This window comes from Curtobacterium sp. MCBD17_035 (assembly GCF_003234815.2).
Classification (GTDB): domain Bacteria; phylum Actinomycetota; class Actinomycetes; order Actinomycetales; family Microbacteriaceae; genus Curtobacterium.
The window spans coordinates 1,823,177-1,849,098 of sequence record NZ_CP126279.1; the positions used below are offsets into that span (position 1 = coordinate 1,823,177).

A 25,922-nucleotide genomic window follows, 5' to 3' on the forward strand; every position below is an offset into this window, starting at 1 on the left:
CCCGCGTCGCTCGGACCGCTACCGCGTCAGGGCGTTCTGCATCCGGACCGCTACCGCGTCAGGGCGTTCTGCAGGAGCGGATCGATGCCCACCGCCAGGAACAGGAGCGTCAGGTAGATGATCGAACTCCGGAACACGCGCATCGGGTGCACCTGCTCGACGTGCTGGATCGCCCGGCCGTACAGCTGGTGGGACTCGACGACGAACCACGCGCCGGCCGCGAGGGCGACGACCGTGTACAGGACGCCCATGTGCGCCACGGGCACGAGCATCACCGAGCAGACGACGGTCGCCCAGGCGTAGAGCACGACCTGCAGCCCGACGACCGTGCGCCCGCGGACGACCGCGAGCATCGGCACGCGCGCCGCGGCGTAGTCGTCGCGGTACTTCATCGAGAGCGGCCAGTAGTGCGGCGGCGTCCAGAGGAAGATGACGCCGAACAGGATGACCGGTGCCCAGCTGAGCGAGTCCGTCACCGCTGCCCAGCCGATGAGCACCGGCATGCAGCCCGCGACGCCGCCCCAGACGATGTTCTGCGGCGTCCGACGCTTGAGCCAGAGCGTGTAGAACACGACGTACAGCAGGATCGCCCCGACGCTGAGCGCCGCCGCGAGCCAGTTCACCAGGAGCCCGAGCTCGAGCGTCGACGCGATCGAGAGCGCCCACGAGAAGACGAGGGCCTCGCGGTCCGAGACCGCACCGGTGACGAGCGGACGGTCGCTCGTGCGCTTCATGACCCTGTCGATGTCGCGGTCGATGTAGCAGTTGAACGCCGAGGCGCCGCCGGCGGACATCGCGCCCCCGATGAGCGTCCACAGGACCAGCCAGAGGTCCGGCACACCGCGAGCCGCCAGGAACATCGTCGGCGCGGTGGTGACGAGCAACAGCTCCATCACGCGCGGCTTGGTCAGGGCGACGTAGGCGCGCAGTTTGCGGACGAGTGTCGGTTGGACGATCTCGGGCCGGGTCACGACGGCTGTCGGCATGGAACCTCTGTCTCGGGGAGTGGGCACCCGCGTCGGAGACCGGGCCGCCTCCCACTTTACGTGATGGTCCCCGCGGGCACGCTCGCGATGGTCCCCGCGGGCACGCTCGCGTTGCATCGGCTCCGCCGACGGCTGAACGCCGACTGAGTGCGTCTTCACTATGCTGGGAGACGCCTGCCCGCAGTGTGCCCGACGTCGTGCGCACCAGCGCACTCAGGGCCGCCGGACCACCCGACGACCACGGGACCCGGGTGGGCGTCATGTCCGTGCGGGAGCACGAGCCCTCGCACATGTCGCATCAAGAAGGGTCAATCCACCAGTGGCTGAATTCACATGGGATTCCATCGACAAGAAGGCCGTCGACACGGCCCGCGTGCTCGCCGCCGACGCCGTCGAGAAGGCGGGCAACGGCCACCCCGGCACCGCGATGAGCCTCGCCCCGCTCGCCTACCTGCTCTTCCAGAAGGTGATGCGGCGCGACCCGAGTGACAGCACCTGGATCGGCCGCGACCGCTTCATCCTGTCGGCCGGACACGCCTCGATCCTCCAGTACGTGCAGTTCTACCTCGGTGGGTACGGCCTCGAGCTCGAGGACCTCGAGCACCTCCGCAAGTGGGGCTCGAAGACCCCGGGTCACCCGGAGTACGGCCACACCGACGGCGTCGAGATCACCACCGGTCCCCTCGGCCAGGGTCTCGCCTCGGCGGTCGGCTTCGCCTACGCGCAGCGCTTCGAGCGGGGCCTGTTCGACCCCGACACCGCGCCCGGTCAGAGCCCGTTCGACCACTTCACCTACGTCGTCAGCGGTGACGGCGACAACCAGGAGGGCGTGACGAACGAGGCCGCCTCGCTCGCCGGCCACCAGGAGCTCGGCAACCTCATCGTCTTCTACGACTCCAACCAGATCTCGATCGAGGACGACACCGACATCGCCTTCACGGAGGACGTCGCGGCACGGTACGAGGCGCTCGGTTGGCACGTGCAGCACGTCGACTGGAAGAAGACCGGCGAGTACTCCGAGGACGTCGAGGCGCTGTACGCCGCCGTCGAGGCCGCCAAGGCCGAGACCGTCAAGCCGTCGCTCATCGTCCTCAAGACGATCATCGGATGGCCCTCGCCGAAGAAGCAGAACACGGGCAAGATCCACGGGTCGGCTCTCGGCGCGGACGAGCTCGCGGGCCTCAAGGAGGTCCTCGGATTCGATCCGGAGAAGACGTTCGAGGTCGCTCCCGAGGTGCTCGAGCACACCCGCGGCGCGGTCGAGCGTGGCCAGGCCGAGCACGCCGAGTGGCAGCAGGCGTTCGACGCCTGGGCCGCGGCGAACGCCGAGAAGAAGGCACTGTTCGACCGGGTCCAGGCGCAGGAGCTGCCCGAGGGCCTCGAGCAGGCGCTCCCGGTGTTCGAGCCGGGCAAGGACGTCTCGACGCGTGCGGCCTCCGGCAAGGTGATCAACGCGATCGCCGCGCTCATGCCCGAGTTCTGGGGTGGCTCGGCCGACCTCGCCGAATCGAACAACACCACGATCGAGGAAGCCAAGTCGTTCGTCCCGACGAAGTTCTCGACCAAGATGTGGAAGGGCGACCCGTACGGTCGCGTCCTGCACTTCGGCATCCGCGAGCACGCCATGGGCTCGATCCTCTCCGGCATCGTGCTGCACGGGAACACCCGCCCCTTCGGCGGCACCTTCCTCATCTTCAGCGACTACATGCGCCCGGCGGTCCGCCTCGCATCCCTCATGAAGGCGCCGGCCATCTACGTGTGGACGCACGACTCGGTGGCCCTCGGTGAGGACGGCCCGACCCACCAGCCGATCGAGCAGCTCACCGCACTCCGCGCGATCCCGGGGCTCGACGTCGTGCGACCGGCCGACGCCAACGAGGTCGCGTACGCCTGGCTCGCGATGCTGTCGCGTCGCGAGGGCCCGGCCGGCATCGCGCTGAGCCGACAGAACCTCCCGGTCTTCGAGCGCGGTGACGGCGACGCCACCGGCGACACCTTCGCCTCGGCGAAGAACGTCGCCAAGGGCGCGTACGTGCTCGCCGAGGCGCCGAACGGGACGCCGGACGTGATCCTCATCGCGACCGGCTCCGAGGTCCAGATCGCGGTCGCGGCTCGGGAGCAGCTCAAGGCCGAGGGCGTGAACGCGCGCGTCGTGTCCGCCCCGAGCCTCGAGTGGTTCATGGCCCAGCCGGAGGAGTACCGCGAGAGCGTGCTCCCGTCGGCGATCACCGCGCGCGTCTCGGTCGAGGCGGGCATCGCGATGAGCTGGCGCGACATCGTCGGCGACAAGGGCCGCAGCGTGTCGATCGAGCACTTCGGCGCCTCGGCGGACTACCAGACGCTCTACAAGGAGTTCGGTCTCACGGCAGAGGCCGTGGTCGCCGCCGCGAAGGAGACCATCGCGGCGTCCTGAGCCAGGAGGGCCGGGTCCGGTTCACCGGACCCGGCCCCTTCCTCGTCGGACGACGACACCACCAGACCGGACCCGCCCCGGCAGCTCGCCAGGGAACGGGTCGATGACGAAAGAGATGAAGCGAGAAATGACTGACACCACCCCCACCGCCGCGCTCTCCGCTGCGGGCGTGAGCATCTGGCTCGACGACCTGTCGCGCGAGCTGCTCCAGACCGGACGACTCGACAAGCTCATCGCCGACCGGAACGTCGTCGGTGTGACGACGAACCCGACGATCTTCGCGTCGGCCCTCGCCAAGGGCGAGCGGTACGACGACCAGGTCAAGGAGCTCGCCGCGGCGGGCACCTCGGTCGTCGACGCGATCTTCGAGATCACGACGCGCGACGTCGCCGACGCCAGCGACAAGTTCCGGTCGATCTACGAGTCGTCGAACGGCTTCGACGGCCGCGTGTCGATCGAGGTCGAGCCCGGTTACGCGCACGACGCGGCCGAGACCATCAAGGAGGCGAAGTTCCTGCACGAGAAGGTCGGCAAGGAGAACGTCCTCATCAAGATCCCGGCGACGATCGAGGGCCTCGAGGCCATCACCGAGGTCATCGGTGCCGGCATCAGCGTCAACGTGACCCTCATCTTCAGCCTCGAGCGCTACCGCGCCGTCATCGACGCCTACCTCGGTGGGCTCGAGAAGGCGAAGGCCGCCGGCCACGACCTCTCGAAGATCCACTCGGTGGCGTCCTTCTTCGTGTCGCGCGTCGACACCGAGATCGACAAGCGCCTCGACGCGATCGGCTCCGATGAGGCGAAGGCGCTCAAGAGCAAGGCCGGCATCGCCAACGCGCAGCTCGCGTACCAGGTGTTCGAGCAGGCGTTCGCTTCCGAGCGCGCCAAGGGCCTGCTCGAGGCCGGTGCGAACCCGCAGCGTCCGCTCTGGGCCTCGACCGGTGTCAAGGACCCGTCGCTCCCCGACACGCTCTACGTCGTCGAGCTCGTCGCACCCCAGACCGTCAACACGATGCCGGGCAAGACCCTCGAGGCCACGTTCGACCACGCCGAGGTCCGCGGTGACACCATCACGGGCTCCTACGACGCGGCCAACCAGGTCATGGACCAGCTCGCGGCGGTCGGCATCGACTACGACGACGTCGTGGCGCTCCTCGAGAAGGAGGGCGTGGACAAGTTCGACGTCTCCTGGGGTGAGCTCGTCGACACCGTGAAGACCGCCCTCGAAGGGGCGAAGTGACGGTTTCCATCGCCGCTTCGGGCGACGCAGCGACTGCGATCGAGACCGTGGTGTCCCGAGTCGTCACCGATCAGGTGGCCTCGGGCATCACGGTCGAGGTCGGACCGCTGTGTGGCCCGGAGGCCGAGTCCGAGGCGTCACGGCGCCGCGGCTGGGTCGAGGCGGTCTCGGCGTCGCGCCTGCTCGTGGAGCAGGTCGCGGCACTGAGGTCGGAACTGCAGGACGAGGGCGTCGACCACGTCGTCCTCGAGGGCATGAGCGGTTCGTCGCTCGCGCCCGAGATCATCGAACGGACGAACGACATCGAGCTCGTCGTCCTCGACGCCGGCGATCCCGCGCCGGGGCGATCGGCCGTCGGCGCGGCGCTCGAGCACGGATCGTGGCTCGAGCGGACCCCACGAGGGGCTGTCGACCGCGTCTCCACCGCCGACCCCGAGGTGGGCGGGCAGTACGAGGTGGGCGGGCAGTACTCGAGTGCCGTGCTCGCAGGCACCGATCCCCTCCGGGACGCGACCGAGATCGTCCCGGACGGCACCCGGAGCCGGAAGCCCCGGACTTCGTGGAACTGGGCGTCGCGATCCCGGACCGTCCGTCCACCTTCGGTCAGCTCGTCCAGGCCCAGGCAGCCCGTGACGCGAGCGTGCTCGCGGCACGGGGTCGCCCGGTCCTGACGCTGACCGTCTCCGACGTCGAGGTCGCGGCACCCATCATCGCCGCGGCCCTGCGTCCCCAGAACATCGAAGGAGCTCACCGACACATGTCACCGGTGGCCATCACTCCGGAGCACAATCCGCTCCGACTGCCGTCCGACCGACGCCTGAACCGGATCGCGGGCCCCAGCGCCCTCATCATCTTCGGAGTCACGGGGGACCTCTCCCGCAAGAAGCTGATGCCCGCGGTCTACGACCTCGCGAACCGCGGGCTGCTCCCGCCCGGCTTCGCGTTGGTCGGGTTCGCCCGGCGCGACTGGGAGGACCAGGACTTCTCGCAGGTGGTCCACGACGCCGTGCGGGACTACTCGCGGACGCCGTTCGACGAGGCCGTCTGGCACCAGCTCGCGCAGGGCATCCGGTTCGTCCAGGGGTCGTTCGACGACCCGGAGGCGTTCCGACAGCTCAAGGAGACCGTCGACGAACTCGACGCCGAGCGCGGGACCATGGGCAACCACGCGTTCTACCTATCGATCCCGCCCAAGGCGTTCCCGGTGGTCACGGAGCAGCTCAAGCGCTCCGGCCTCACCGAGAAGCCCGACGAGGCCTGGAGCCGGGTGGTCATCGAGAAGCCGTTCGGCTCGGACCTCACGACGGCGCGGGAACTCAACGCGATCGTCGAGACCGTGTTCGCGCCGGACGACGTCTTCCGGATCGACCACTACCTCGGCAAGGAGACCGTCCAGAACATCCTGACGCTCCGCTTCGCCAACCAGATGTACGAGCCGCTGTGGAACGCGAACTACGTGGACCACGTCCAGATCACCATGGCCGAGGACATCGGCGTGGCGGGTCGGGCTGCGTACTACGACGGCATCGGTGCGGCGCGCGACGTCATCCAGAACCACCTGCTGCAGCTCCTCGCGCTCACGGCGATGGAGGAGCCGGTCTCGTTCAAGGCGGGGGATCTCCGCGCCGAGAAGGAGAAGGTCCTGTCCGCGGTGCGGCTGCCGGCCGACCTCGCGACGGCGACCTCGCGCGGCCAGTACGCCGGCGGGTGGCAGGGTGGCGAGAAGGTGCTCGGGTTCCTCGAGGAGGCCGGGATGAACCCGGAATCCACCACTGAGACCTTCGCGGCGATCAAGCTCGGCATCGCGACGCGCCGGTGGGCCGGAGTCCCGTTCTACCTGCGGGCCGGCAAGCGCCTCGGCCGACGCGTGACCGAGATCGCGATCGTGTTCAAGCGGGTGCCGGAGGAGATCTTCGGCATCGGTGAGCGCTCGCCCCTCGGCCAGAACGCACTGGTCATCCGTGTGCAGCCCGACGAGGGTGTGACGCTGCGGTTCGGTTCGAAGGTCCCGGGCGTCGGTACGCACGTGCGCGACGTGACCATGGACTTCGGCTACGGGCACGCGTTCACCGAGGCGAGCCCCGAGGCGTACGAGCGGCTCATCCTCGACGTGCTCCTCGGCGACCCGCCGCTGTTCCCCCGTCACCAGGAGGTCGAGCTCTCCTGGAAGATCCTCGACCCGATCGAGGAGTTCTGGGCGACCCAGGGTCAGCCCGAGCAGTACCGTCCCGGCACGTGGGGTCCGGCGTCCGCCGATGCCCTGCTCGCCCGCGACGGCCGGAGTTGGAGGCGTCCATGAAGATCGATCTGCCGAACACCACGGTCTCGAAGATCCAGAAGTCCCTCATCCGCATCCGTGAGGAGGGCGGCGCGGTCGCACTCGGACGGGTGCTCACGCTCATCGTCGCGACCTCGCTCGGTCACGAGGAAGAAGCGATCGAGGCGGCCAACGAGGCCTCTCGCGAGCACCCGATGCGAGTCGTGATCGTGTCCCGGAACGAGGGTGACCGGAAGTCCCCGGGGCGCCTCGACGCGCAGATCCGAGTCGGAAGCGACGCCGGTGCGAGCGAGGTCATCGTCCTCCGGGCCTACGGCGAGACGGCGTCGGACGAGGAAGGCCTCGTCACGGGGCTCCTGCTGCCCGACGCGCCGGTCGTCGCCTGGTGGCCGGAGCGCGCTCCGGAGACCCCCGCGGACTCCGCACTCGGCCGGATCGCCCAGCGCCGGATCACCGACGCCGCCAACCAGCCGGACCCGCGGGTCGCGATCGAGGCGCTCGGGGCCTCGTACACGCCCGGTGACACCGACTTCGCGTGGACACGCTTGACCCTCTGGCGGAACCAGCTGGCTGCCGTGCTCGACCAGCCACCCTACGAGCCGGTGACCGCCGTGGAGGTCTCGGGTGCCAGCGACTCACCCTCCACCCACCTGCTCGCCGGATGGCTGCAGCTGCAGCTCCAGGTCCCCGTCACCCAGGTGACCTCGCCGCGGGCCACGGGCTCGAGCGGGATCCACGGTGTGACGTTGACGCGCGAGTCGGGGGACATCGTCCTCGAGCGGTCACTCGTCGATGTCGCGACGCTGTCGCAGCCGGGACAGCCGGTCCACGACCTGTCGCTGCCGCGCCGGAGTCTCCGGGACTGTCTCGCGGAGGAACTCCGTAGACTCGATCCCGACGTGCTCTTCGGAGACGTCGTCAAGCACGGAGTCCGCCAGCTCGGCGACACCGTCGCCGGCTGATCGACCGCGTCAGTCGCAATCGAAACGGAGTCACGTGACCAACGAACGACGGGTGCTGGTGCACCCGGACAAGCAGGCCCTCGGCGCGTCGGTCGCCGCTCGCTTCATCACGAAGATCATCGACGTCATCGACGACCAGGGGCAGGCGTCCATCGCCATCTCGGGTGGTTCGGTGTCGACGCTGGTCCTCGCAGCGATCGGGCAGTCTCCCGCCCGCGAGAGCGTGGACTGGGCGAAGGTCCACGTCTGGTGGGTCGACGAGCGATGGGTCCCGAAGGGCGACGCCGACCGGAACGACACCGGCACGGAGTCGGACTTCTTCGCCCACGTGTCCATCCCGGACGACAACATCCACCGGATGCCGTCGAGCGATGAGGGCCTGACGATCGACGAGGCCGCAGCCAAGTACGCCGAGGAGCTGGCCGGTTCGGCATCGTCCGACGCGATGGCGCCGAGCTTCGACATCACCCTCCTCGGTGTCGGGCCCGACGGCCACACGGCGTCGCTGTTCCCGGAGTTCCCGCAGCTGGCCATCACCGACCGCAGCGTCGTTCCCGTCGACGACTCCCCCAAGCCGCCGCCGCAGCGGCTCACCCTCACCTACCCGGTGATCAACGCGTCGCAGCGCGTCTGGGTGGTCTTGTCCGGCGCCGAGAAGGCTTCGGTGCTGGGTCTCGCCCTGGCCGGCGCCTCGGTCGAGGACGTCCCCGTCGGCGGTGTGCAGGGTCGGAAGCGGACCGTGTTCTTCATCGATCAGGACGCCGCGCGCGACGTGCCAGAGAACCTCATCGCGTCGACGTACTGACGTCCGCACAGCGTCGTCCGACGGCCCCGGTGCTCCCTCGAGGAGCACCGGGGCCGTCCTCGTTCCCCGAGCGCCAAGCTCCGCCCGAGGCCGCCGGATGGTCGCCCATGGGCGAGACGGACCCGGCGATCGCCGGGACGACGAAGCCCCGGCCTCCCGCGATGGGAGCCGGGGCTTCGTCGACGGGCGACGCCGCGGGCTATTCCGACTTGAGCGTCCCGCGACGAGCTCGGAGCTGCTGGAGCGCTTCCTCCAGGAGCTGCGCAGCTTCCTCTTCGGTACGACGCTCCTTGACGTACGCGAGGTGCGTCTTGTACGGCTCGGTCTTGGTCACGAGGGGTGGGTTGTCCTTGTCACGCCCGGCCGGGAGACCCGACGACGGTGAGTCGATGACCTCGGGGATCTCCTCGTCCGGCAGACCGGCGGCGAAGTACCGCACGGTCTCGTTGCCGAGCGCGTCCCAGTACGAGATCGCCACTCGGTCCGCCTGGATGCCGCGGTCCTGCTCCCCCATCGGGCCCGCGCCGACGCGTGACCCTCGGATTGCACTGCCTCCGGATGCCATGTATTCAGCTCCCCGCCGTGAACTTGCTGATGAGACCGAGCACGATGATGCAGACGATCCACACCAGCCCGAGGATCACCGTGATCCTGTTGAGGTTCCGCTCTGCGACGCCGGACGCTCCGAGATTGCTCGTCACGCCACCGCCGAACATGTCGGAGAGACCGCCGCCGCGACCGCGGTGCAGGAGGATGAGCAGCGTCAGCAGGAGGCTCGTGATGGCGAGCAGCACCTGGAGGACGACCTGGAGGATGACCACGCGGACCCTTTCGTGTCAGTCAGCTGTACGAGTATAACGGCACGGCCACGCCGAACAGCGCGCCGGACCGGGAACGTGAGGCACGGTACCGGCCGGAGTCGAGCCTCCCGGGCGGTGCCGGGCCGGCTGCCACGGCATGCGGAGGAACGCGTCCGGCACCGAGGTGTGGCCCGAGGCGAGACGTGCGGCCCGAGACGTGCGGCCCGCACCGACGGTGGTCAGAGGCCGACGTGCTGCCGGAAGCGGCAGATGGCCGCGAACTCGGCGACGTCGAGGCTCGCGCCGCCGACGAGGGCGCCGTCGATGTCGGGCTCCCGCATGAACCCCGCGATGTTGCCGGACTTCACGGAACCGCCGTAGAGCACCCGAGTGCTCGCGGCGATGTCGTCGCCCCATGCGGTCGCGATCGCACGACGGAGCGCGGCGCAGTCGTCCTGCGCCTGCTCGGGCGTCGCGGCCTGACCGGACCCGATGGCCCACACGGGCTCGTACGCCACCACGATCTCGGCGGCGGGCACGGCGCGGAGCACCACCTCGAGCTGCTCGACCGGTACCTTGCCGGCACCGTGGGACTCCCGGTCCTCGGCGGTCTCACCCACGCACACGACCGGAACCAGGCCGTGCCGGAGCGCCGCGGCCGTCTTCTCCGCGACGATCTCGTCGGTCTCCCCGTGTTCGGTCCGCCGCTCCGAATGCCCCACGATCACGTACGTCGCGTCGAGGGCGGCGAGGAACGCCCCGCTGACCTCGCCCGTGTGCGCGCCGGACGAGTGCCGTGAAAGGTCCTGTCCGCCGAAGCGGATGCGCAGCTTGTCCGCCGAGACGAGCGTCTGCACGCTCCGCAGGTCCGTGAACGGCGGGAACACCGCGACCTCGACGTCGTCGTGGTCGTGTCGGGCGTCCTTGAGCGTCCAGGCGAGCTTCTGCACCGTGGCGATGGCCTGGAGGTGGTCCAGGTTCATCTTCCAGTTGCCCGCGATGAGCGGCGAGCGGGTCATGCGCTCCACCCGAGGGCTTCGAGGCCGGGCAGGCTCTTCCCCTCGAGGAACTCGAGGCTCGCCCCGCCACCGGTCGAGATGTGACCGAACTGGTCGTCGTCGAAGCCGAGTGAGCGGACCGCGGCCGCGGAGTCACCGCCACCGACGACCCCGAGGCCCTCGACCTCGGTGAGCGCCTGGGCGACCGTCTTGGTCCCAGCGGCGAACGCCGGGAACTCGAACACACCCATCGGGCCGTTCCAGAACACCGTCCGCGAGCCGCGCACCGCGTCCGCGAACCGCGCCGCGGTCTCCGGCCCGATGTCGAGACCGATGCCGTCCGGGCCGAAGCGGGCGGACTCGATCGCGTCCGCCGCGACGACCTCGTGCTCGGCGTCGGCCGCGAATCCGGACGCCACCACGACGTCGGTGGGCAGGTCGATGGTGACGCCGCGCTGCGCTGCCTCGTCGAGGTAGCCCCGCACGGTGTCGAGCTGGTCGCGTTCGAGGAGCGACGACCCGACACCGTGGCCCTGCGCCGCGAGGAACGTGAACAGCATGCCGCCCCCGATGCACAGGGTGTCCACTCGCGGGAGCAGGTGCGCGATCACGCCGAGCTTGTCACTGACCTTCGAGCCGCCGAGCACCACGGTGTAGGGGCGCTCCGGTTCGCTGGTCAGGCGTTCGAGGACACCGAGCTCCTGTTCGATCAGGAGTCCGGCCGCGCTCGGCAACGCTCCCGCCAACTCGTAGACGCTCGCTTGCTTGCGGTGCACGACGCCGAATCCGTCGGAGACGAACGCCTCGCCCATGGCGGCGATGCGGTCCGCGAAGTCGCCGCGCACGCCGGCGTCCTTCGCGGTCTCCTCGCTGTTGAACCGGAGGTTCTCCAGTACCAGGACGTCGCCGTCCTCGAGGGCCCCGGCGGCTGCGGTGGCGGCGTCACCGACGGTCTCGTCGCAGAAGGCGACCGGCTTGCCGAGCAGTTCGGAGAGCCGCTGCGCGACGGGTGCGAGGCTGAACTCGGCCTTGCGTTCGCCGTCGGGCCGCCCGAGGTGCGAGATCACGATGACCCGTGCGCCGACTCCGATGAGTCGATTCAGGGTGCCGAGCGACGCGCGCACGCGGCCGTCGTCCGTGATGGTGCCGTCGGCCAGCGGGACGTTCAGGTCACACCGGACGACGACGCGCTTGCCCGCCAGGTCGCCGAGGTCCTCGAGGGTACGGAGTGCCATGGGTTACAGGCGCTCCCCGACGTACTCCGTCAGGTCGACCAGGCGGTTTGAGTAGCCCCACTCGTTGTCGTACCACGAGGTGATCTTGACCAGGTTGCCCATGACCTTCGTCAGGCCCGAGTCGTAGATCGACGAGTGCGGGTTCGTCGTGATGTCGCTCGACACGAGCGGCTCGTCGCTGTACTCGAGGATGCCCTTGAGCGGCCCCTCCGCGGCGGCCTTGTACGCCGCGTTGATGTCGTCGATCGTCACGTCGGAGGAGGTCTCGAGCGTGAGGTCGGTGATCGACCCGGTCGGCACCGGCACGCGGAGCGCGAATCCGTCCAGCTTGCCCGCGAGCTCCGGGAGCACGAGACCGATGGCCTTGGCGGCGCCGGTCGAGGTCGGCACGATGTTGAGCGCGGCGGCGCGGGCGCGGCGGAGGTCCTTGTGCGGGCCGTCCTGGAGGTTCTGGTCCGCGGTGTAGGCGTGCACCGTCGTCATGAGACCGCGCTCGATGCCGAACGCGTCGTTGAACACCTTGGCGAGCGGCGCGAGGCTGTTCGTCGTGCAGGACGCGTTCGAGATGATGTGGTGCGACGCCGGGTCGTAGGTGCCCTCGTTCACGCCGAGCACGATCGTGACGTCGTCGCCCGTGGCCGGCGCCGAGATGATGACCTTCTTGGCGCCCGCCTCGATGTGCTTCCGCGCGTCCTCGGCCTTCGTGAAGAACCCGGTCGACTCGATGACGATGTCGACACCGAGCTCGCCCCACGGCAGCTTGGCGGGGTCGCGCTCGGCCAGGACCTTGATCGGCTTGCCGTCGACGACGATGCTGTCGCCCTCGAGCCCGACCTCAGCCGGGAGCTTGCCCGTGATCGAGTCGTACTTCAGGAGCTGAGCGAGCGCCTTGTTGTCGGTGAGGTCGTTCACCGCGACGACCTCGAGCTCGCTGCCCTTGGCCAGGGCGGCCCGGAAGAAGTTGCGGCCGATCCGGCCGAAGCCGTTGATGCCGATCTTGACGGTCAATGGAACTCCTGTGTCTGTCGAGCGTGCTTTCGACGCTGGTGTTCGGAGTGCAGGTCGGGGCCTGCGCCTGAGGCTGACGATACGCCCGAGACGTCGTCGGGACGACAGTAGCAGTCGGCACAGACCCCTCGACGCACGCCGTCGAGCGACGTCATGGACGGGCTCGGGAGACGCGTCCGCGGGTCCGTGGCCGAGCGCTCAGGCCTCGTCGAGGTCGTCCGGCAGGTTCGCCTCGGTGCCCGGGACACCCAGGTCGAGCGCCTTCTTGTCGGCCATCGCGAGCAGGCGCCGGATGCGTCCGGCGATGGCGTCCTTCGTCATGGGAGGCTCAGCGTGCTGCCCGAGCTCGTCGAGGCTCGCATCGCGGTGGGTGAGCCGCAGTGCCCCTGCGTACTTCAGGTGGTCCGGGACGTCGTCGCCCAGGATCTCGAGCGCTCGCTCGACCCGGGCGCACGCGGCGACCGCCGCCTGCGCCGAGCGACGGAGGTTCGCGTCGTCGAAGTTCACGAGCCGGTTCGCGGTCGCGCGGACCTCGCGACGCTGACGGAGCTCCTCCCACTCCGCGCTGCACCGCGCTGCGCCCATGACGGTGAGCATCTGGCCGATCGCCTCACCGTCACGGATCACGACGCGGTGGACGCCCCGGACCTCCCGGCCCTTCGCGGCGACACCGAGGCGGGACGCCGCTCCGACGAGCGCCATCGCAGCCTCGTTCCCGGGGCAGGTGACCTCGAGCGCGGCAGCGCGCCCCGGGTCGGTCAGCGTGCCGGTGGCGAGGAAGGCGCCACGCCAGATGGCGGCGAGGTCGTCACGGTTGCCGGTCGTCAGTCGGTTCGGGAGGCCCCGAACCGGGCGACGACGGGCGTCCATGAGACCGGTCTGGCGCGCCAGGGTCTCGCCCGCCTCGAGCACGCGGACCAGGTAGCGGGTCCCGCGCCGCGCGGATGCGGACGAGCCGACGCTCGCCTCGCTCCGCACGCCGTACAACTCAGCGAGGTCCTTCCGCACGCGGTGCACGATGATCCGGGTGTCGAGTTCGACCTCGACCGCGATCCTGCCCGAGATGACGTGCAGGCCACCCGCGAACCGCAGCACCGTCGCGAGTTCCGCGGCGCGGACCGTGTTGCGGTTCACGGCCACGCGGGCCAGTTCGTCCTTGACCTCGGCAGTCAACGGCAATGCATCATTCCTTACGTTCGGGGGCACGCGGGAAGGGAGGGTCGGTCACTCCCTACCGAGGTCGCGGTTCTTGACGCGCACGGCCACGTTCGGCATCCCGCGGATGAGACTCGCCAGCTCGGCGACGATGGCGACGGACCGGTGCTTGCCGCCCGTGCAGCCAATGGCGATCGTAGCGTGTCTCTTGTTCTCTCGCTGGTACCCGGCCAGCACCGGCTCGACCGCCGCCGCGTAGCGGTCGATGAACGGACGTGCTCCGTCCTGGCCCAGGACGTAGTCCGCGACGTCGGCGTCGAGGCCCGTGTGCTCGCGGAGTTCCGGCACCCAGTAGGGGTTCGGGAGGAAGCGGACGTCCGCCACCATGTCCGCATCGGCGGGCAGTCCGTACTTGAACCCGAAACTCATCAGGGTCACCTGCACGCCCACGAACCGGTCCTCGGCGAACTGCTCCGCGACCCGGGCGGCGAGCTGGTGGATGTTGAGGTCCGACGTGTCGATCACGACGTCCGAGGCTTCACGGAGTCCGAGCAGACGCGACCGCTCTCGACCGATGCCGTCGAGGAGCGTGTCCTCGCCCTGCAAGGGGTGGGGCCGCCGCACCTGCTCGAACCGCCGGACGAGGACGGCGTCGGTCGCCTCGAGGAAGAGCACCCGGACCCGTGCGGTGGTGCTGTCCCGGAGTCGTCGGACGGCCCCCTCGGGGTCGGTGAAGAACCTCCCACCGCGGACGTCCACGACGGTCGCGATCTTCGGCAGCGACTCCCCCGCCCGCTCGGCCAGGTCGGTCAACGGACCGAGCATCTGCGTCGGCAGGTTGTCGACGACGTACCAGCCGAGGTCCTCCAGCGCCTTCCCGACGGTGGACCGCCCCGCGCCGGACATGCCGGTCACGATGAGCACGTCGTGCGAGGGACTACTGAGGTCGGTCATTCGTGAGCGCGCTCCGTGGTCACCGTGCGGTGTGGTCGTCATCGGACTGGTCCGCCCAGGCTAGCGGCTCACCGAATGGAGCGCGGGCAGATCCGGCGCTTCGGGCGCTGACCCGGGTTCGGGCGCTTCGGGCGCTGACCCGGGTTCGGGCGCTGACGTCGGTGCCGACGCGTCGAGCTGTCTCCGGACGGCAGCGGCCGTCGCCGGACCGATGCCGGGGACCTCGGCGATCTCCTCCGGTGTCGCATCGCGCAGCCGAGCCACGGACCCGAAGTGCTTGAGGAGACCGTTGACGCGCGTCGGACCGAGGCCGGGGATCTCGGCGAGCCGACTCCGGACATCGCGCTTGCGCCGTGTCCGCTGGTGGGTGATCGCGAACCGGTGCGCCTCGTCACGGATCCGCTGGATCAGGAACAACGCCTCGGAGTTCCGCGGCAGGATCACCGGGAAGTCATCGCCCGGTAACCAGATTTCCTCCAGGCGCTTGGCGATCCCGCACAGCGCGATGTCCGTGACGCCGGCGTCGGCCATCGCCCGGGCAGCGGCCTCGACCTGCGGCTGACCGCCGTCGACGATGAGCAGCTGCGGTCGGTACGCGAACCGCTTGGTGCGTGCGCCCTGCTCGACGACCTCGTCGCTGGTCGGGTCCGCCACGGTCGGGAGGTCGGCGTCCTCGTCGAGCCGCGCGAGGCGTCGTGACAGCACCTGGTACATGCTGTCCGTGTCGTCACGGGACTCGGCGATCGTGTAGCGCCGGTACTGGTCCTTCCGTGGCAGGCCGTCCTCGAAGACGACCATCGACGCGACGATGTTCGTGCCCTGCAGGTGGGAGATGTCGTAGCACTCCATCCGCAGCGGCGCGTCGGTCATCCCGAGGGCGTCCTGGATGTCGGCGAGCGCGGCGGAGCGGGTCGTGTAGTCGGCCGACCGCTTGGTCTTGTACAGCCTCAGGGCCTGGGCCGCGTTGACCGTCGCGGTCTTCGCCAGGCCGGCACGGTCACCACGCTGGGCTGTGCTGAGTCGTACCGCGCGGCCACCACGCTGTTCGGACAGCCAGGTCTCGAGGGCGTCGGCGTCCTCGGGCAGCGCCGGGACGACGACCTCGCGCGGCGGCTCCTCGGCTCCCGCGTACACGCTCTGCACGATCTGCTCGACGAGCTCGCCGGTGCTGATGTCGAGCTCCTTGTCGACCACCCAGCCCCGCACGCCTCGGATCCGGCCACCCCGCACCGTGAACTGCTGGACCGCGGCCGCGAGTTCGTCCTCGGCGACACCGAACAGGTCGAGGTCGACCGAGTCGCGGAGCACGACCGCGCTCTTCTCGAGCACCGCCTCGAGCGCCTCGACCTGGTCGCGGTAGCGGGCCGCTTCCTCGTAGTGCATGGCGTCGGCGGCGGCTGCCATCCGTGCACGACGTTCGCTGATGACCCGCCGGTCGTAGCTGCCCATGAAGCGGACGAACTCCTCGACGATCGCCCGGTGCTCCTCGATCGACACCCGACCGGAGCACGGACCGCCGCACTTGCCGATCTGCCCCGGGAAACAGGGCCGCCCGGTCTGCATCGCGCGCTTGTAGCTCGAGTCCGAACAGGTGCGGATCGGGAACACCTTGATCATCAGGTCGATCGTGTCGTGCACCGCCCAGATCTTCGGGTACGGCCCGAAGTACTTGGCGCCCCGGATCTTCCGGTTCCGCGTGACCATGACCCGAGGGGCTTCGTCCCCGAGGGTGATCGCCATGTACGGGTACGACTTGTCGTCCCGGAACTTGACGTTGAAGGGCGGATCGAACTCCTTGATCCACGTGTACTCGAGCTGGAGGGCCTCGATCTCGCTCCCCACCACGGTCCACTCGACGCTCGCCGCCGTGAGGACCATCCGCCGGGTCCGCTCGTGCAGGGTCGGCAGCGGTGCGAAGTAGTTGCTGAGGCGAGCACGGAGGTTCTTCGCCTTGCCGACGTACAACACGCGCCCGTCGGCGTCACGCCACCGGTACACGCCCGGGTCGGTCGGGATCTCGCTCGCTCTCGGTCGCCACGGGACGGTGTCCGCCACCTACCGGACCTCCGCCGCGACCCGACTGCGTCCGGCCACGTGGTCCGCCGACCGACGGTCGACCGCACGCTGCGCGCCCACTCGGGCGTCCTGGGCATCGAAGATCTCGCGGAGGAACACGCCCGTGTGACTCTCCGGCACGTCCGCGACGTGTTCCGGCGTCCCCGTGGCGAGCACCGTGCCACCACCCGACCCGCCCTCGGGGCCCATGTCGACGATCCAGTCCGCCGACTTGATGACGTCGAGGTTGTGCTCGATCGTGATGACCGTGTTGCCCTTGTCGACGAGCCCCTGCAGCACGAGCAGGAGCTTGCGGACGTCCTCGAAGTGGAGTCCGGTCGTCGGCTCGTCGAGCACGTACACGGTCCGCCCGTTCGAGCGACGCTGCAGTTCGGTCGCGAGCTTGACGCGCTGGGCCTCACCACCGGAGAGCGTCGTGGCACTCTGACCGAGACGCACGTACCCGAGTCCGACGTCGACGAGGGTCTTCATGTAGCGGTGGATCGCCGAGATCGGCTCGAAGAACTCGGCCGCCTCGCTGATCGGCATCTCGAGCACCTCGGAGATGTTCTTGCCCTTGTAGTGGACCTGCAGGGTCTCGCGGTTGTAGCGCGCACCGCCACAGACCTCGCACGTCACGTAGACGTCCGGCAGGAAGTTCATCTCGATCTTGATCGTGCCGTCGCCCGCGCAGTTCTCGCAGCGCCCGCCCTTGACGTTGAAGCTGAAGCGACCGGGCCCGTAGCCGCGGGTCTTGGCCTCTTGCGTCTCGGCGAACAGGTTCCGGATCCGGTCGAACACACCGGTGTACGTCGCGGGGTTCGACCGCGGGGTCCGGCCGATGGGCGCCTGGTCGACGTGCACGACCTTGTCGAGCTGGTCGAGGCCCTTCACGCGGGTGTGCTTGCCCGGGATGTGTCGAGCACCATTGAGCTGGTTGGCGAGCACCTTGTAGAGGATGTCGTTGACGAGCGTCGACTTGCCGGAACCACTGACCCCGGTGACGGCCGTGAACACCCCGAGGGGGAACTGCACCTCGACGTCCTTCAGGTTGTTCGCCCGTGCCCCCTGGACGGTGATGACGCGCTTCCGGTCGACGCGACGACGCTCTGCAGGGAGCTCGATGGCACGACGCCCCGCGAGGTAGTCCCCGGTCGTCGAACCGCGGTTGTCGAGCAGCTCCTGGTAGGGCCCCGAGTGCACGATCCGACCGCCGTTCACGCCCGCACCCGGGCCGACGTCGACGATCCAGTCGGCCGTCCGGATCGTGTCCTCGTCGTGCTCCACGACGATCAGCGTGTTCCCGAGGTCGCGCAGCTTGACCAGGGTGTCGATGAGACGCCGGTTGTCCCGCTGGTGCAGGCCGATGCTCGGCTCGTCGAGCACGTACAGCACGCCGGTCAGGCCCGAGCCGATCTGCGTCGCCAAGCGGATCCGCTGGGCCTCCCCGCCGGAGAGCGACCCTGCACCACGAGACAGGGTCAGGTACGACAGCCCCACCTCGAGCAGGAACTCGAGGCGCGCGCGGATCTCGCGCAGCACGGCGGCCGCGATGTGGGCCTCCCGAGGGGTGAGGGCGAGCGACTCCATGAAGGCGTGGGAGTCCTCCAGGCTGAGGTCGCAGACGTCGGCGATGCTCCGGTCCGCGACCGTCACGGCGAGCACCTCGGGCTTGAGGCGCGTGCCGTCGCAGACGGGACACGGGACCTCGCGGAGGTACCCCTGGAACCGCTGGCGCTGCGCGTCGGTCTCGGCCTCGCCGTACTTGCGCTCGATGTAGGGCATCACGCCCTCGAAACCACTGGTGTAACGCATCTCACGGCCGAACCGGTTGCGCCAGGACACCGACACCTCGAAGTCCTTGCCCGTCAGGATGGCTGCCTGGACGGTGGGGTCGAGCTGGTTCCACGGGGTGTCGAGCCGGAACCCGAGCTCCTTGCCGAGTCCCTGCAGGAGCTTCTCGAAGTAGCTGTAGAGGCCGCCCGTCCCCGTCCACGGCAGGACGACGCCGTCGGCGAGGCTCGCCTCGGGGTCGCCGAGCACGAGGTCCGGATCGACCGACATCCGTGTACCGAGGCCGGAGCACTCGGGGCATGCTCCGAACGGCGCGTTGAACGAGAACGTCCGGGGCTCGATCTCGGTGAGCGCGAGCGGGTGGTTGTTCGGGCACGAGAGGTTCTCGGAGTAGGTCCGAACCGCACCGGGGCCCTCGTGGTCGACGAGGTCGATCGAGACGGTGCCGCCGGTGAGCCGGAGTGCGGTCTCGAGGGAGTCGGTCAGGCGCCCGAGGACGTCGTCCGACGCGACGAGGCGGTCGACGATGACCGCGATGTCGTGCTTGACCTGCTTCTTCAACGTGGGCGGTGTGCTCAGTTGCACGCGCTCGCCGTCGACGATGGCCCGCGCGTACCCGGAGGCCGCGAGTTCCTGGAAGAGATCGACGAACTCGCCCTTCTTCTTCGACACGATGGGTGCCAGCACCTGGAACCGCGTACCGGTTTCGAGCGTCATCAATTGGTCGGCGATCTGCTGCACCGACTGCTTGCTGATCACCTCGCCACACACCGGGCAGTGCGGAACGCCGATGCGCGCCCACAGCAGCCGCATGTAGTCGTACACCTCGGTGATCGTCCCGACCGTCGAGCGTGGGTTGCGGTTCGTCGACTTCTGGTCGATCGACACGGCGGGGCTGAGTCCCTCGATGAAATCCACGTCGGGACGATCCACCTGCCCGAGGAACTGGCGCGCGTACGCCGACAGCGACTCGACGTACCGACGCTGCCCCTCGGCGAAGATCGTGTCGAACGCGAGCGAGGACTTGCCCGAGCCGGACAGACCCGTGAACACGACGAGGGAGTCCCGCGGGATCTCGAGGTCAACGTCCCGCAGGTTGTGCACGCGCGCACCCCGGACGCTGAGCGTCGAGGTCGAGGTCCCGGAGATGCTGGCGCCGGGGACGTGCGGCTCGCCGGGCTGCCCGAAGGCCGCCAGATCGGAGGAAGGAGTACCGCGGTCGGAGGTGATGGTCATCACCTCGATTCTACGAAGCCCGTCTGACATCCGGCCCGCCCCGCGCGTCCCACGGGGTTCGCCCCTCGCGGACAGCGGCGGCCGGCCCGGCACACGTCCGGGGTCAGACCGACGTGACGGCGGGCTCGCGACCCACGACCGCCGCCGAGGCCTCCCAGAGGCGCGCCGCCGCGGTGCGATCGTGGGCATGGGGTTCCGCGGGGACGACGGTCGCCCCTCCGCGCAACTGGAACCATCCGTCCGGGCCCCAGTACGCGCCGGATCGGACGTCATCGCCCACCGCGGCGTGCACGAGCGGGACGGCCCCGGCGTCCTTGCCCTGCGCGACCAGACGGCCCCCGACGCGGAGCCACGGTGCTCCGGGTCCGGACGGCACGACCCCCGGACGCGACGGCGACAGCGAGTCGAGCGCGAGACCCGGGTGCGCCACGACGCTCCGCACGGAGGAGCCGCTGTCCGCGAGACGCTGGGCGAGCTCGAACCCGAACAGCATCACGGCGAGCTTGCTCCGCGCGTACTGGAGGTAGTTCACGTAGGGATCCGCCCGGAAGGGGTCCCGCCCGTCGAGCCGGACCCAGCGGTGGCTGATGCTCCCGACGTGCACCACGCGACCCGCCGTCCGCTCGAGCAGCGGCAGCACCTGCGCCGTCAAGGCGAAGTGCCCGAGGTGGTTCGTCCCGATCTGCAGCTCGATCCCCTGGGCGGTGCGACGTTCCCGGCGCGACCCCACGACCCCCGCGTTGTTCACGAGGGCGTCGACCGGTCCGAGACCGGCGATGGCGTCGGCCGCCTCCGTGACGCTCCTGAGGTCGGCCAGGTCGACGAGGACCTGCGCGATCGATGCGTCCGGTGCCGCGCGACGGATCGCCTGCTCGGCTCGCGCAGCGCGCTCCCGGTCGCGGCACGCGAGCACGACGCGGTGCCCCGCCACGGCGAGCTGCTCGGCCGTGAAGTACCCGAGGCCCGCACTCGCCCCCGTCACGACGACGGTGCGCCGGACCGCCGGATCACCGGACATGTCCGGCGGCCTCCATCTGTCGCAGGGCCTTCTTCAGGTCCTGGACCTCGTCACGGAGCCGCGCGGCCAGCTCGAACTTCAGCTCGCCGGCCGCCTGCAGCATCTGCTCGTTGAGGTCCGCGATCGTCGACTCGAGTTGGCTCGCACCCTCGGCCGCGAGGCCTTCGCGGCGGAGGTTCGGCGTGGGCGAGCGACGGGCGTCGCCGGCCCCGCGGCGCTCCAGGAGCTCGCGCGTGTCGGCGCCCTCGCGCGCGAGGACCTCGGTGATGTCCGCGATCTTCTTGCGGAGCGGCTGCGGGTCGATCCCACGCTCGGTGTTGTAGGCGATCTGCTTCTCGCGGCGCCGCTCGGTCTCGTCGAGCGCCTGCCGCATCGAGTCCGTGATCTTGTCGGCGTACATGTGGACCTCACCGCTGACGTTGCGGGCGGCACGACCGATCGTCTGGATGAGTGAGGTGGACGACCGGAGGAAGCCCTCTTTGTCGGCGTCGAGGATCGCGACGAGCGACACCTCGGGCAGGTCGAGCCCCTCGCGCAGCAGGTTGATGCCGACGAGCACGTCGTACACGCCCTGCCGCAGTTCGGTCAGCAGCTCGACACGCTTCAGCGTGTCGACGTCCGAGTGCAGGTAGCGGACACGCACGCCCGCGTTCCCGAGGAAGTCCGTGAGCTCCTCGGCCATGCGCTTGGTCAGGGTGGTCACGAGGACGCGTTCGTCCCGGTCCACACGGATGCGGATCTCCTCGAGCAGGTCGTCGATCTGCCCCTCACTCGGCTTGATCACGATCTGCGGGTCGACGAGCCCCGTCGGCCGGATGATCTGCTCCACCACGCTGTCGGTCACACCCAGCTCGTAGCGGCCGGGCGTCGCCGACAGGTAGACCTTCTGACCGACGCGGTCGAGGAACTCCTCCCACGTCAGCGGGCGGTTGTCCATCGCGCTCGGCAGCCGGAATCCGTGCTCCACGAGCGTGCGCTTGCGTGACGCGTCGCCTTCGTACATGGCGCCGATCTGCGGCACGGTGACGTGCGACTCGTCGATGACGACGAGGAAGTCGTCCGGGAAGTAGTCGATCAGGCAGTGGGGCGCCTCGCCGGGGGCGCGGCCGTCGATGTGACGCGAGTAGTTCTCGATGCCGCTGCAGAACCCGATCTGCTCCATCATCTCGATGTCGAACGTCGTGCGCATGCGCAGCCGCTGGGCCTCGAGCAGCTTGCCCTGCTGCTCGAGTTCGGCCAGGCGCTCTGCCAGTTCCTCCTTGATGGTGCCGATCGCGCGGTGCATCACGTCGGTGGCGGCGACGTAGTGCGAGCCGGGGAACACGGTCACCGCGGGCAGCTCCTTCACGACATTGCCCGTGAGCGGGTGCAGCGCCGTCAGGGCCTCGATCTCGTCGCCGAACATCTCGATGCGGATCGCGAGTTCCTCGTACACGGGGATGATCTCGATCGTGTCGCCACGCACGCGGAACGTGCCCCGGGCGAAGTCGACGTCGTTGCGCTGGTACTGCATCGCCACGAAGCGGCGCACGAGCGTGTCCCGCGAGATCTGCTGTCCCACCTGCAGCGCGAGGGACGCGTTCATGTACTGCTCCGGCGTACCGAGGCCGTAGATGCAGGACACCGTCGAGACGACCACGGTGTCCCTGCGGCTCAGCAGGGAGTTCGTCGTCGAGTGCCGGAGCCGCTCGACCTCGGCGTTGATCGACGAGTCCTTCTCGATGAAGGTGTCGGTCTGCGGGACGTACGCCTCGGGCTGGTAGTAGTCGTAGTACGAGACGAAGTACTCGACCGCGTTGTTCGGGAGCAGACCGCGGAACTCGTTGGCGAGCTGCGCGGCGAGCGTCTTGTTGTGGGCGAGCACCAGGGTCGGCCGTTGCACCTGCTCGATGAGCCACGCGGTGGTCGCCGACTTGCCCGTCCCCGTGGCGCCGAGCAGGACCACGTCCGTCTCGCCCGCGTTGATCCGCCCCGCGAGTCCCGCGATGGCGGCCGGCTGGTCACCGCTGGGCTCGTACTCGGAGATGACCTCGAACCGACGGAGGGCTCGGGTGGGTTCGATCATCGTGGTCATGCCGTCGATGCTAAGCGCGACGACCGACAGCGGCCCGACTGGTTCGCGGCAGGCTGATCGCTCGCGCGTATCCTGGTGTGATCACGCTCCAAGATGGCTGATAGGGACCGGCGATACCGTGATCGACCGTGGGGAGGCGCTCAGGTCGTCGGCTCCACCGCTCCCCCGCTCACTCCGAAGAACAGGACCCGCGATGACCACCGCAGCGAAACCGGCCGCGGCCCCCGTACCCGTCAAGGCGAGCCCCTTCCGCGGACGCCTCCGCGGACGGGTCCTGCTCCTGCTCTGCGTCATGTACGCGATCTCGTACGTCGACCGGACGAACATCTCGACCGCCCTCCCCGAGATGGCGAAGGACCTGGACCTGTCGACGACGGCGCAGGGTGCGATCGTGTCCGCGTTCGCGCTCCCCTACGCCTTCGTCCAGATGGGCGGCGGCTGGCTCGGCGAGAAGATCGGTCCGCGCCGCTCGCTCCTCGCCATCGGTGTCCTCTGGGGCGTCGCGACGATCTGGACGGGCCTCGCGGGCGGCGTCCTCAGTCTCTTCCTCGCTCGCGCACTCCTCGGCCTCACCGAGGGATCCGCGTTCCCCACCGCGACGCAGGCGATGAGCCGGTGGATCCCCCGGGACCGCAACGGGTTCGCCCAGGGGATCGTGCACTCCGCCTCACGGCTCGGCAACGCCCTCGCCCCGCTCCTCGTCGCGGCGATCATCGCCGCCGCCGGCTGGCGCGAGTCCTTCATCTACGTCGGCCTGCTCAGCGCCATCTGGGCGGGATTCTGGTGGTTCCTCTTCCGCGATCGTCCGGAGACCGCACCCGGCATCTCGCAGCGGGAGCTGGACGAACTCCCGCCCGCCCAGGTCCGCGCCACGCGTCCGCCGGTCCCGTGGCGCCAGCTCATCAAGCAGATCCTGCCGGTCTCGTTCGTCGACTTCGGCTACGGCTGGACGCTCTGGGTGTTCCTCACCTGGATCCCGTCGTTCCTCGCGGACTCCTACCACCTCCCGCTCACGACGTACGCCGGCTACACGTCGGTGATCCTCCTCGCCGGTGTCATCGGCGACACCGTCGGTGGCATCGTCTCGGACCGACTCATCCGTCGTGCCGGCGACGCGCGCAAGGCCCGTCGCACGGTCCTCCTGATCGGGCTCGTGGGTTCCGCGGTGTGCCTGCTCCCGCTGCTGTTCTCGCACCACCTCTGGCTCGCGTCCGCCTCGCTCATGCTCTCGTTCTTCTTCCTCGAGCTGACGAACGCGAACCTGTGGGCGATCCCGATGGACGTCGCCCCCCAGTGGTCGGGCACCGCGAGCGGCATGATGAACACCGGCTACGGCTTCGCCGGCGTGTTCTCCCCCATCGTGTTCGGGTGGCTCGTCGGGGTGTCCGGGTGGCAGTGGCCGTTCGCCCTGTCCGTCGCACTCCTCCTCGGCGCCGCGATCGTCGCCTGGTTCATGAACCCGAGGCGCCTGACGGTCACCGACGGCGTGCTCGAGATCGGCGTCCCGGCGGCGGAACGCAGCGCCTGAGACCACGACGGACGGGCCGTCCCACCTGGGTGGGACGGCCCGTTCGCGGGTCACCGCTCGGCGTGCGACCCGCCGACGTCGTCCGTCTCGCCGACGAGCGCGTCATCCGGTTCGACTGCCTCGCTCGAGGGCTCGCGTCCCGCGTCGCGGACGGCACGAGCCGTCGTCGTGGTCGTACCGCCAGCGGACGCGAGCCGCTCCCGGCCGCGGCGCCGGGCCTCCCGGGCACCCCGGGACCCGAGCGACGGACGCCCGGTGAGCGGGATGCTGAGCGGCGTCCAGCGGAACAGTTCGGTGATCGCGACGGCGAGCACGATGACGAGCACGTACGTGACCGGCGTGAGCCACGGCTGCGCGACATGCCGCTCCAGCCAGCTGTCGCCGTAGAGCAGCAGGAAGATCACGAACGGGTGGCTCAGGAAGATGCCGAACGACCGGTCGGACCCGTAGTCGATGACGCGCGCCAGGAGGGTCGAGGGGTCGCGTCGGTCGGCCCACGCCGCGCCGAGCGCGAGGAAACCCATCCCGATCGCGGCGCTCCAGACGACCTCGATCGGCTGCAGCGGGGTGCCGGCCGCGTACAGGGACTGGCCGAGGAGCACCTGCCCCGCCCACACGGCGAGGGTGAGCACGCCGACCCCGGTGACCCCCCAGCCGATGAGTCGCCGACGCACCCGGATCCAGGTGAGGAACGCCTCCGCGTGGTCCGCGGCGACGGCACCCGAGACGATGAAGAAGACGTACATGAAGAAGAACTGCTTGCTGTACCCGTGCATCCAGTCGAACGAGTGCGGCCAGTACTTGTACGCGCCGTAGACGACCAGGTTGACCACGAGCGCGACGACCGTCAGCAGCACGTGGTGACGGCGCGTGCGTCGGACCAGCCACATGATCGCCGGGAGCAGCAGGTACACCTGCATGGTCACGAGCAGGAAGTACAGGTGGTACATCGCCGTGCCGGTCACGATCCCGTGCGCGAGGTCCGTCACCAGGAGCGGGACGTCCCCGCGCTCGGTCGCGCTGAGGAGCCACGCCGACCCGACGTACACGAGGGACCACGCCAGGTACGGCACACCGACGAGCAGGAACCGCTTCGGCCAGAACTGCGACATCGGCTTCGGTCGCAGTGTGTAGCTGTAGACGAGGACGAACGCCGTCAGCGAGAAGAACACGAGGCGGGTGAAGTGCAACAGCGCGAGCAGGGCGTAGTAGAAGTGGTTGTCCGACGCGGTCGTGTGGCTCGTCGTGTGGACGCCGATCACACACGCGAAGGTCAGGATCCGCAGGACGTCGACCTCGTACAGGTGACGCGGGCGGCCGTTCTGCCGTGTCGGTGTGGTGACGTTCGTGTCGGTGGCGGCGGGGGCGGGTTGCACCGCTCAA

General features: G+C 69.5%; 20 protein-coding genes. 7 read left to right on the top strand and 13 right to left on the bottom strand.

Features of this window, described 5'->3' with window-relative positions; all coding sequences use genetic code 11:
- Positions 1 to 50: 50 nt before the first annotated feature.
- Positions 51 to 986 carry a heme o synthase gene (locus tag DEI93_RS08700; protein ID WP_111009111.1) on the bottom strand — a complete coding sequence of 312 codons (936 nt, stop codon included), beginning with the start codon at positions 984 to 986 and terminating at the stop codon, positions 51 to 53.
- Between the two features lie 319 nt (positions 987 to 1,305).
- On the opposite strand from DEI93_RS08700, the gene tkt reads away from it, so the two are divergent.
- The 6 genes from tkt (at position 1,306) to pgl (ending at position 8,684) form a co-directional block, all read left to right on the top strand.
- Positions 1,306 to 3,399, top strand: coding sequence for a transketolase (tkt, locus tag DEI93_RS08705; protein WP_111009112.1), 2,094 nt, complete (start codon positions 1,306 to 1,308; stop codon positions 3,397 to 3,399).
- A 127-nt stretch (positions 3,400 to 3,526) separates the two neighbouring features.
- Positions 3,527 to 4,639 carry a transaldolase gene (gene tal / locus DEI93_RS08710; protein WP_111009113.1) on the top strand — a complete coding sequence of 371 codons (1,113 nt, stop codon included), beginning with the start codon at positions 3,527 to 3,529 and terminating at the stop codon, positions 4,637 to 4,639.
- Positions 4,636 to 5,310, top strand: a complete 675-nt coding sequence (locus DEI93_RS08715) for a hypothetical protein (protein ID WP_146244006.1) — start codon at positions 4,636 to 4,638, stop codon at positions 5,308 to 5,310. The genes tal and DEI93_RS08715 overlap by 4 nt, the downstream gene beginning before the upstream one ends.
- Before the next feature lie 86 nt (positions 5,311 to 5,396).
- Positions 5,397 to 6,938, top strand: coding sequence for a glucose-6-phosphate dehydrogenase (gene zwf, locus DEI93_RS08720; protein WP_111009347.1), 1,542 nt, complete (start codon positions 5,397 to 5,399; stop codon positions 6,936 to 6,938).
- On the top strand, positions 6,935 to 7,879 hold the full coding sequence (locus tag DEI93_RS08725; protein ID WP_111009115.1) for a glucose-6-phosphate dehydrogenase assembly protein OpcA: 945 nt from the start codon (positions 6,935 to 6,937) through the stop codon (positions 7,877 to 7,879). Before zwf ends, DEI93_RS08725 begins: the two co-directional genes overlap by 4 nt.
- Positions 7,880 to 7,913: 34 nt before the next feature.
- Positions 7,914 to 8,684, top strand: a complete 771-nt coding sequence (pgl, locus tag DEI93_RS08730; protein WP_111009116.1) for a 6-phosphogluconolactonase — start codon at positions 7,914 to 7,916, stop codon at positions 8,682 to 8,684.
- A 199-nt stretch (positions 8,685 to 8,883) separates the two neighbouring features.
- On the opposite strand, the gene DEI93_RS08735 is transcribed toward pgl, so the two are convergent.
- The 11 genes from DEI93_RS08735 to uvrB form a co-directional block, all read right to left on the bottom strand.
- Positions 8,884 to 9,249 (bottom strand): RNA polymerase-binding protein RbpA, encoded by a 366-nt coding sequence (locus DEI93_RS08735; protein ID WP_111009117.1) that lies wholly within the window; start codon positions 9,247 to 9,249, stop codon positions 8,884 to 8,886.
- A gap of 4 nt (positions 9,250 to 9,253) precedes the next feature.
- The gene (secG, locus tag DEI93_RS08740; RefSeq protein ID WP_111009118.1) at positions 9,254 to 9,505 is read right to left on the bottom strand and encodes a preprotein translocase subunit SecG; all 252 of its coding nucleotides are present in this window, start codon (positions 9,503 to 9,505) and stop codon (positions 9,254 to 9,256) included.
- Between the two features lie 218 nt (positions 9,506 to 9,723).
- Positions 9,724 to 10,503, bottom strand: coding sequence for a triose-phosphate isomerase (tpiA, locus tag DEI93_RS08745; RefSeq protein WP_111009348.1), 780 nt, complete (start codon positions 10,501 to 10,503; stop codon positions 9,724 to 9,726).
- Entirely contained in the window at positions 10,500 to 11,717 is a 1,218-nt protein-coding gene (locus tag DEI93_RS08750; RefSeq protein WP_111009119.1) for a phosphoglycerate kinase, read from the bottom strand. Before DEI93_RS08750 ends, tpiA begins: the two co-directional genes overlap by 4 nt.
- 3 nt (positions 11,718 to 11,720) lie before the next feature.
- Positions 11,721 to 12,725, bottom strand: a complete 1,005-nt coding sequence (gap, locus tag DEI93_RS08755) for a type I glyceraldehyde-3-phosphate dehydrogenase (RefSeq protein ID WP_111009120.1) — start codon at positions 12,723 to 12,725, stop codon at positions 11,721 to 11,723.
- A 198-nt stretch (positions 12,726 to 12,923) separates the two neighbouring features.
- Positions 12,924 to 13,904: a DNA-binding protein WhiA gene (whiA, locus tag DEI93_RS08760; RefSeq protein WP_111009121.1), complete on the bottom strand. Its 981-nt coding sequence runs from the start codon at positions 13,902 to 13,904 to the stop codon at positions 12,924 to 12,926.
- 45 nt (positions 13,905 to 13,949) lie between these two features.
- On the bottom strand, positions 13,950 to 14,834 hold the full coding sequence (gene rapZ / locus DEI93_RS08765; RefSeq protein ID WP_111009122.1) for an RNase adapter RapZ: 885 nt from the start codon (positions 14,832 to 14,834) through the stop codon (positions 13,950 to 13,952).
- A gap of 60 nt (positions 14,835 to 14,894) precedes the next feature.
- Positions 14,895 to 16,889 carry an excinuclease ABC subunit UvrC gene (gene uvrC, locus DEI93_RS08770; RefSeq protein ID WP_111009123.1) on the bottom strand — a complete coding sequence of 665 codons (1,995 nt, stop codon included), beginning with the start codon at positions 16,887 to 16,889 and terminating at the stop codon, positions 14,895 to 14,897.
- A complete protein-coding gene (uvrA, locus tag DEI93_RS08775; protein ID WP_258372186.1) occupies positions 16,890 to 19,919 on the bottom strand; it encodes an excinuclease ABC subunit UvrA in 3,030 nt (1,009 codons plus the stop codon).
- A gap of 103 nt (positions 19,920 to 20,022) precedes the next feature.
- Positions 20,023 to 20,937, bottom strand: a complete 915-nt coding sequence (locus DEI93_RS08780) for an SDR family NAD(P)-dependent oxidoreductase (RefSeq protein WP_111009124.1) — start codon at positions 20,935 to 20,937, stop codon at positions 20,023 to 20,025.
- Positions 20,927 to 23,011 (bottom strand): excinuclease ABC subunit UvrB, encoded by a 2,085-nt coding sequence (gene uvrB / locus DEI93_RS08785; protein ID WP_181435991.1) that lies wholly within the window; start codon positions 23,009 to 23,011, stop codon positions 20,927 to 20,929. Before uvrB ends, DEI93_RS08780 begins: the two co-directional genes overlap by 11 nt.
- Positions 23,012 to 23,204: 193 nt before the next feature.
- Between uvrB and DEI93_RS08790 the strand changes: the two genes are divergently transcribed.
- Positions 23,205 to 24,539 carry an MFS transporter gene (locus tag DEI93_RS08790; protein WP_111009125.1) on the top strand — a complete coding sequence of 445 codons (1,335 nt, stop codon included), beginning with the start codon at positions 23,205 to 23,207 and terminating at the stop codon, positions 24,537 to 24,539.
- A gap of 50 nt (positions 24,540 to 24,589) precedes the next feature.
- On the opposite strand, the gene DEI93_RS08795 is transcribed toward DEI93_RS08790, so the two are convergent.
- On the bottom strand, positions 24,590 to 25,915 hold the full coding sequence (locus tag DEI93_RS08795; protein WP_111119368.1) for an acyltransferase: 1,326 nt from the start codon (positions 25,913 to 25,915) through the stop codon (positions 24,590 to 24,592).
- Between the last annotated feature and the right edge of the window lie 7 nt (positions 25,916 to 25,922).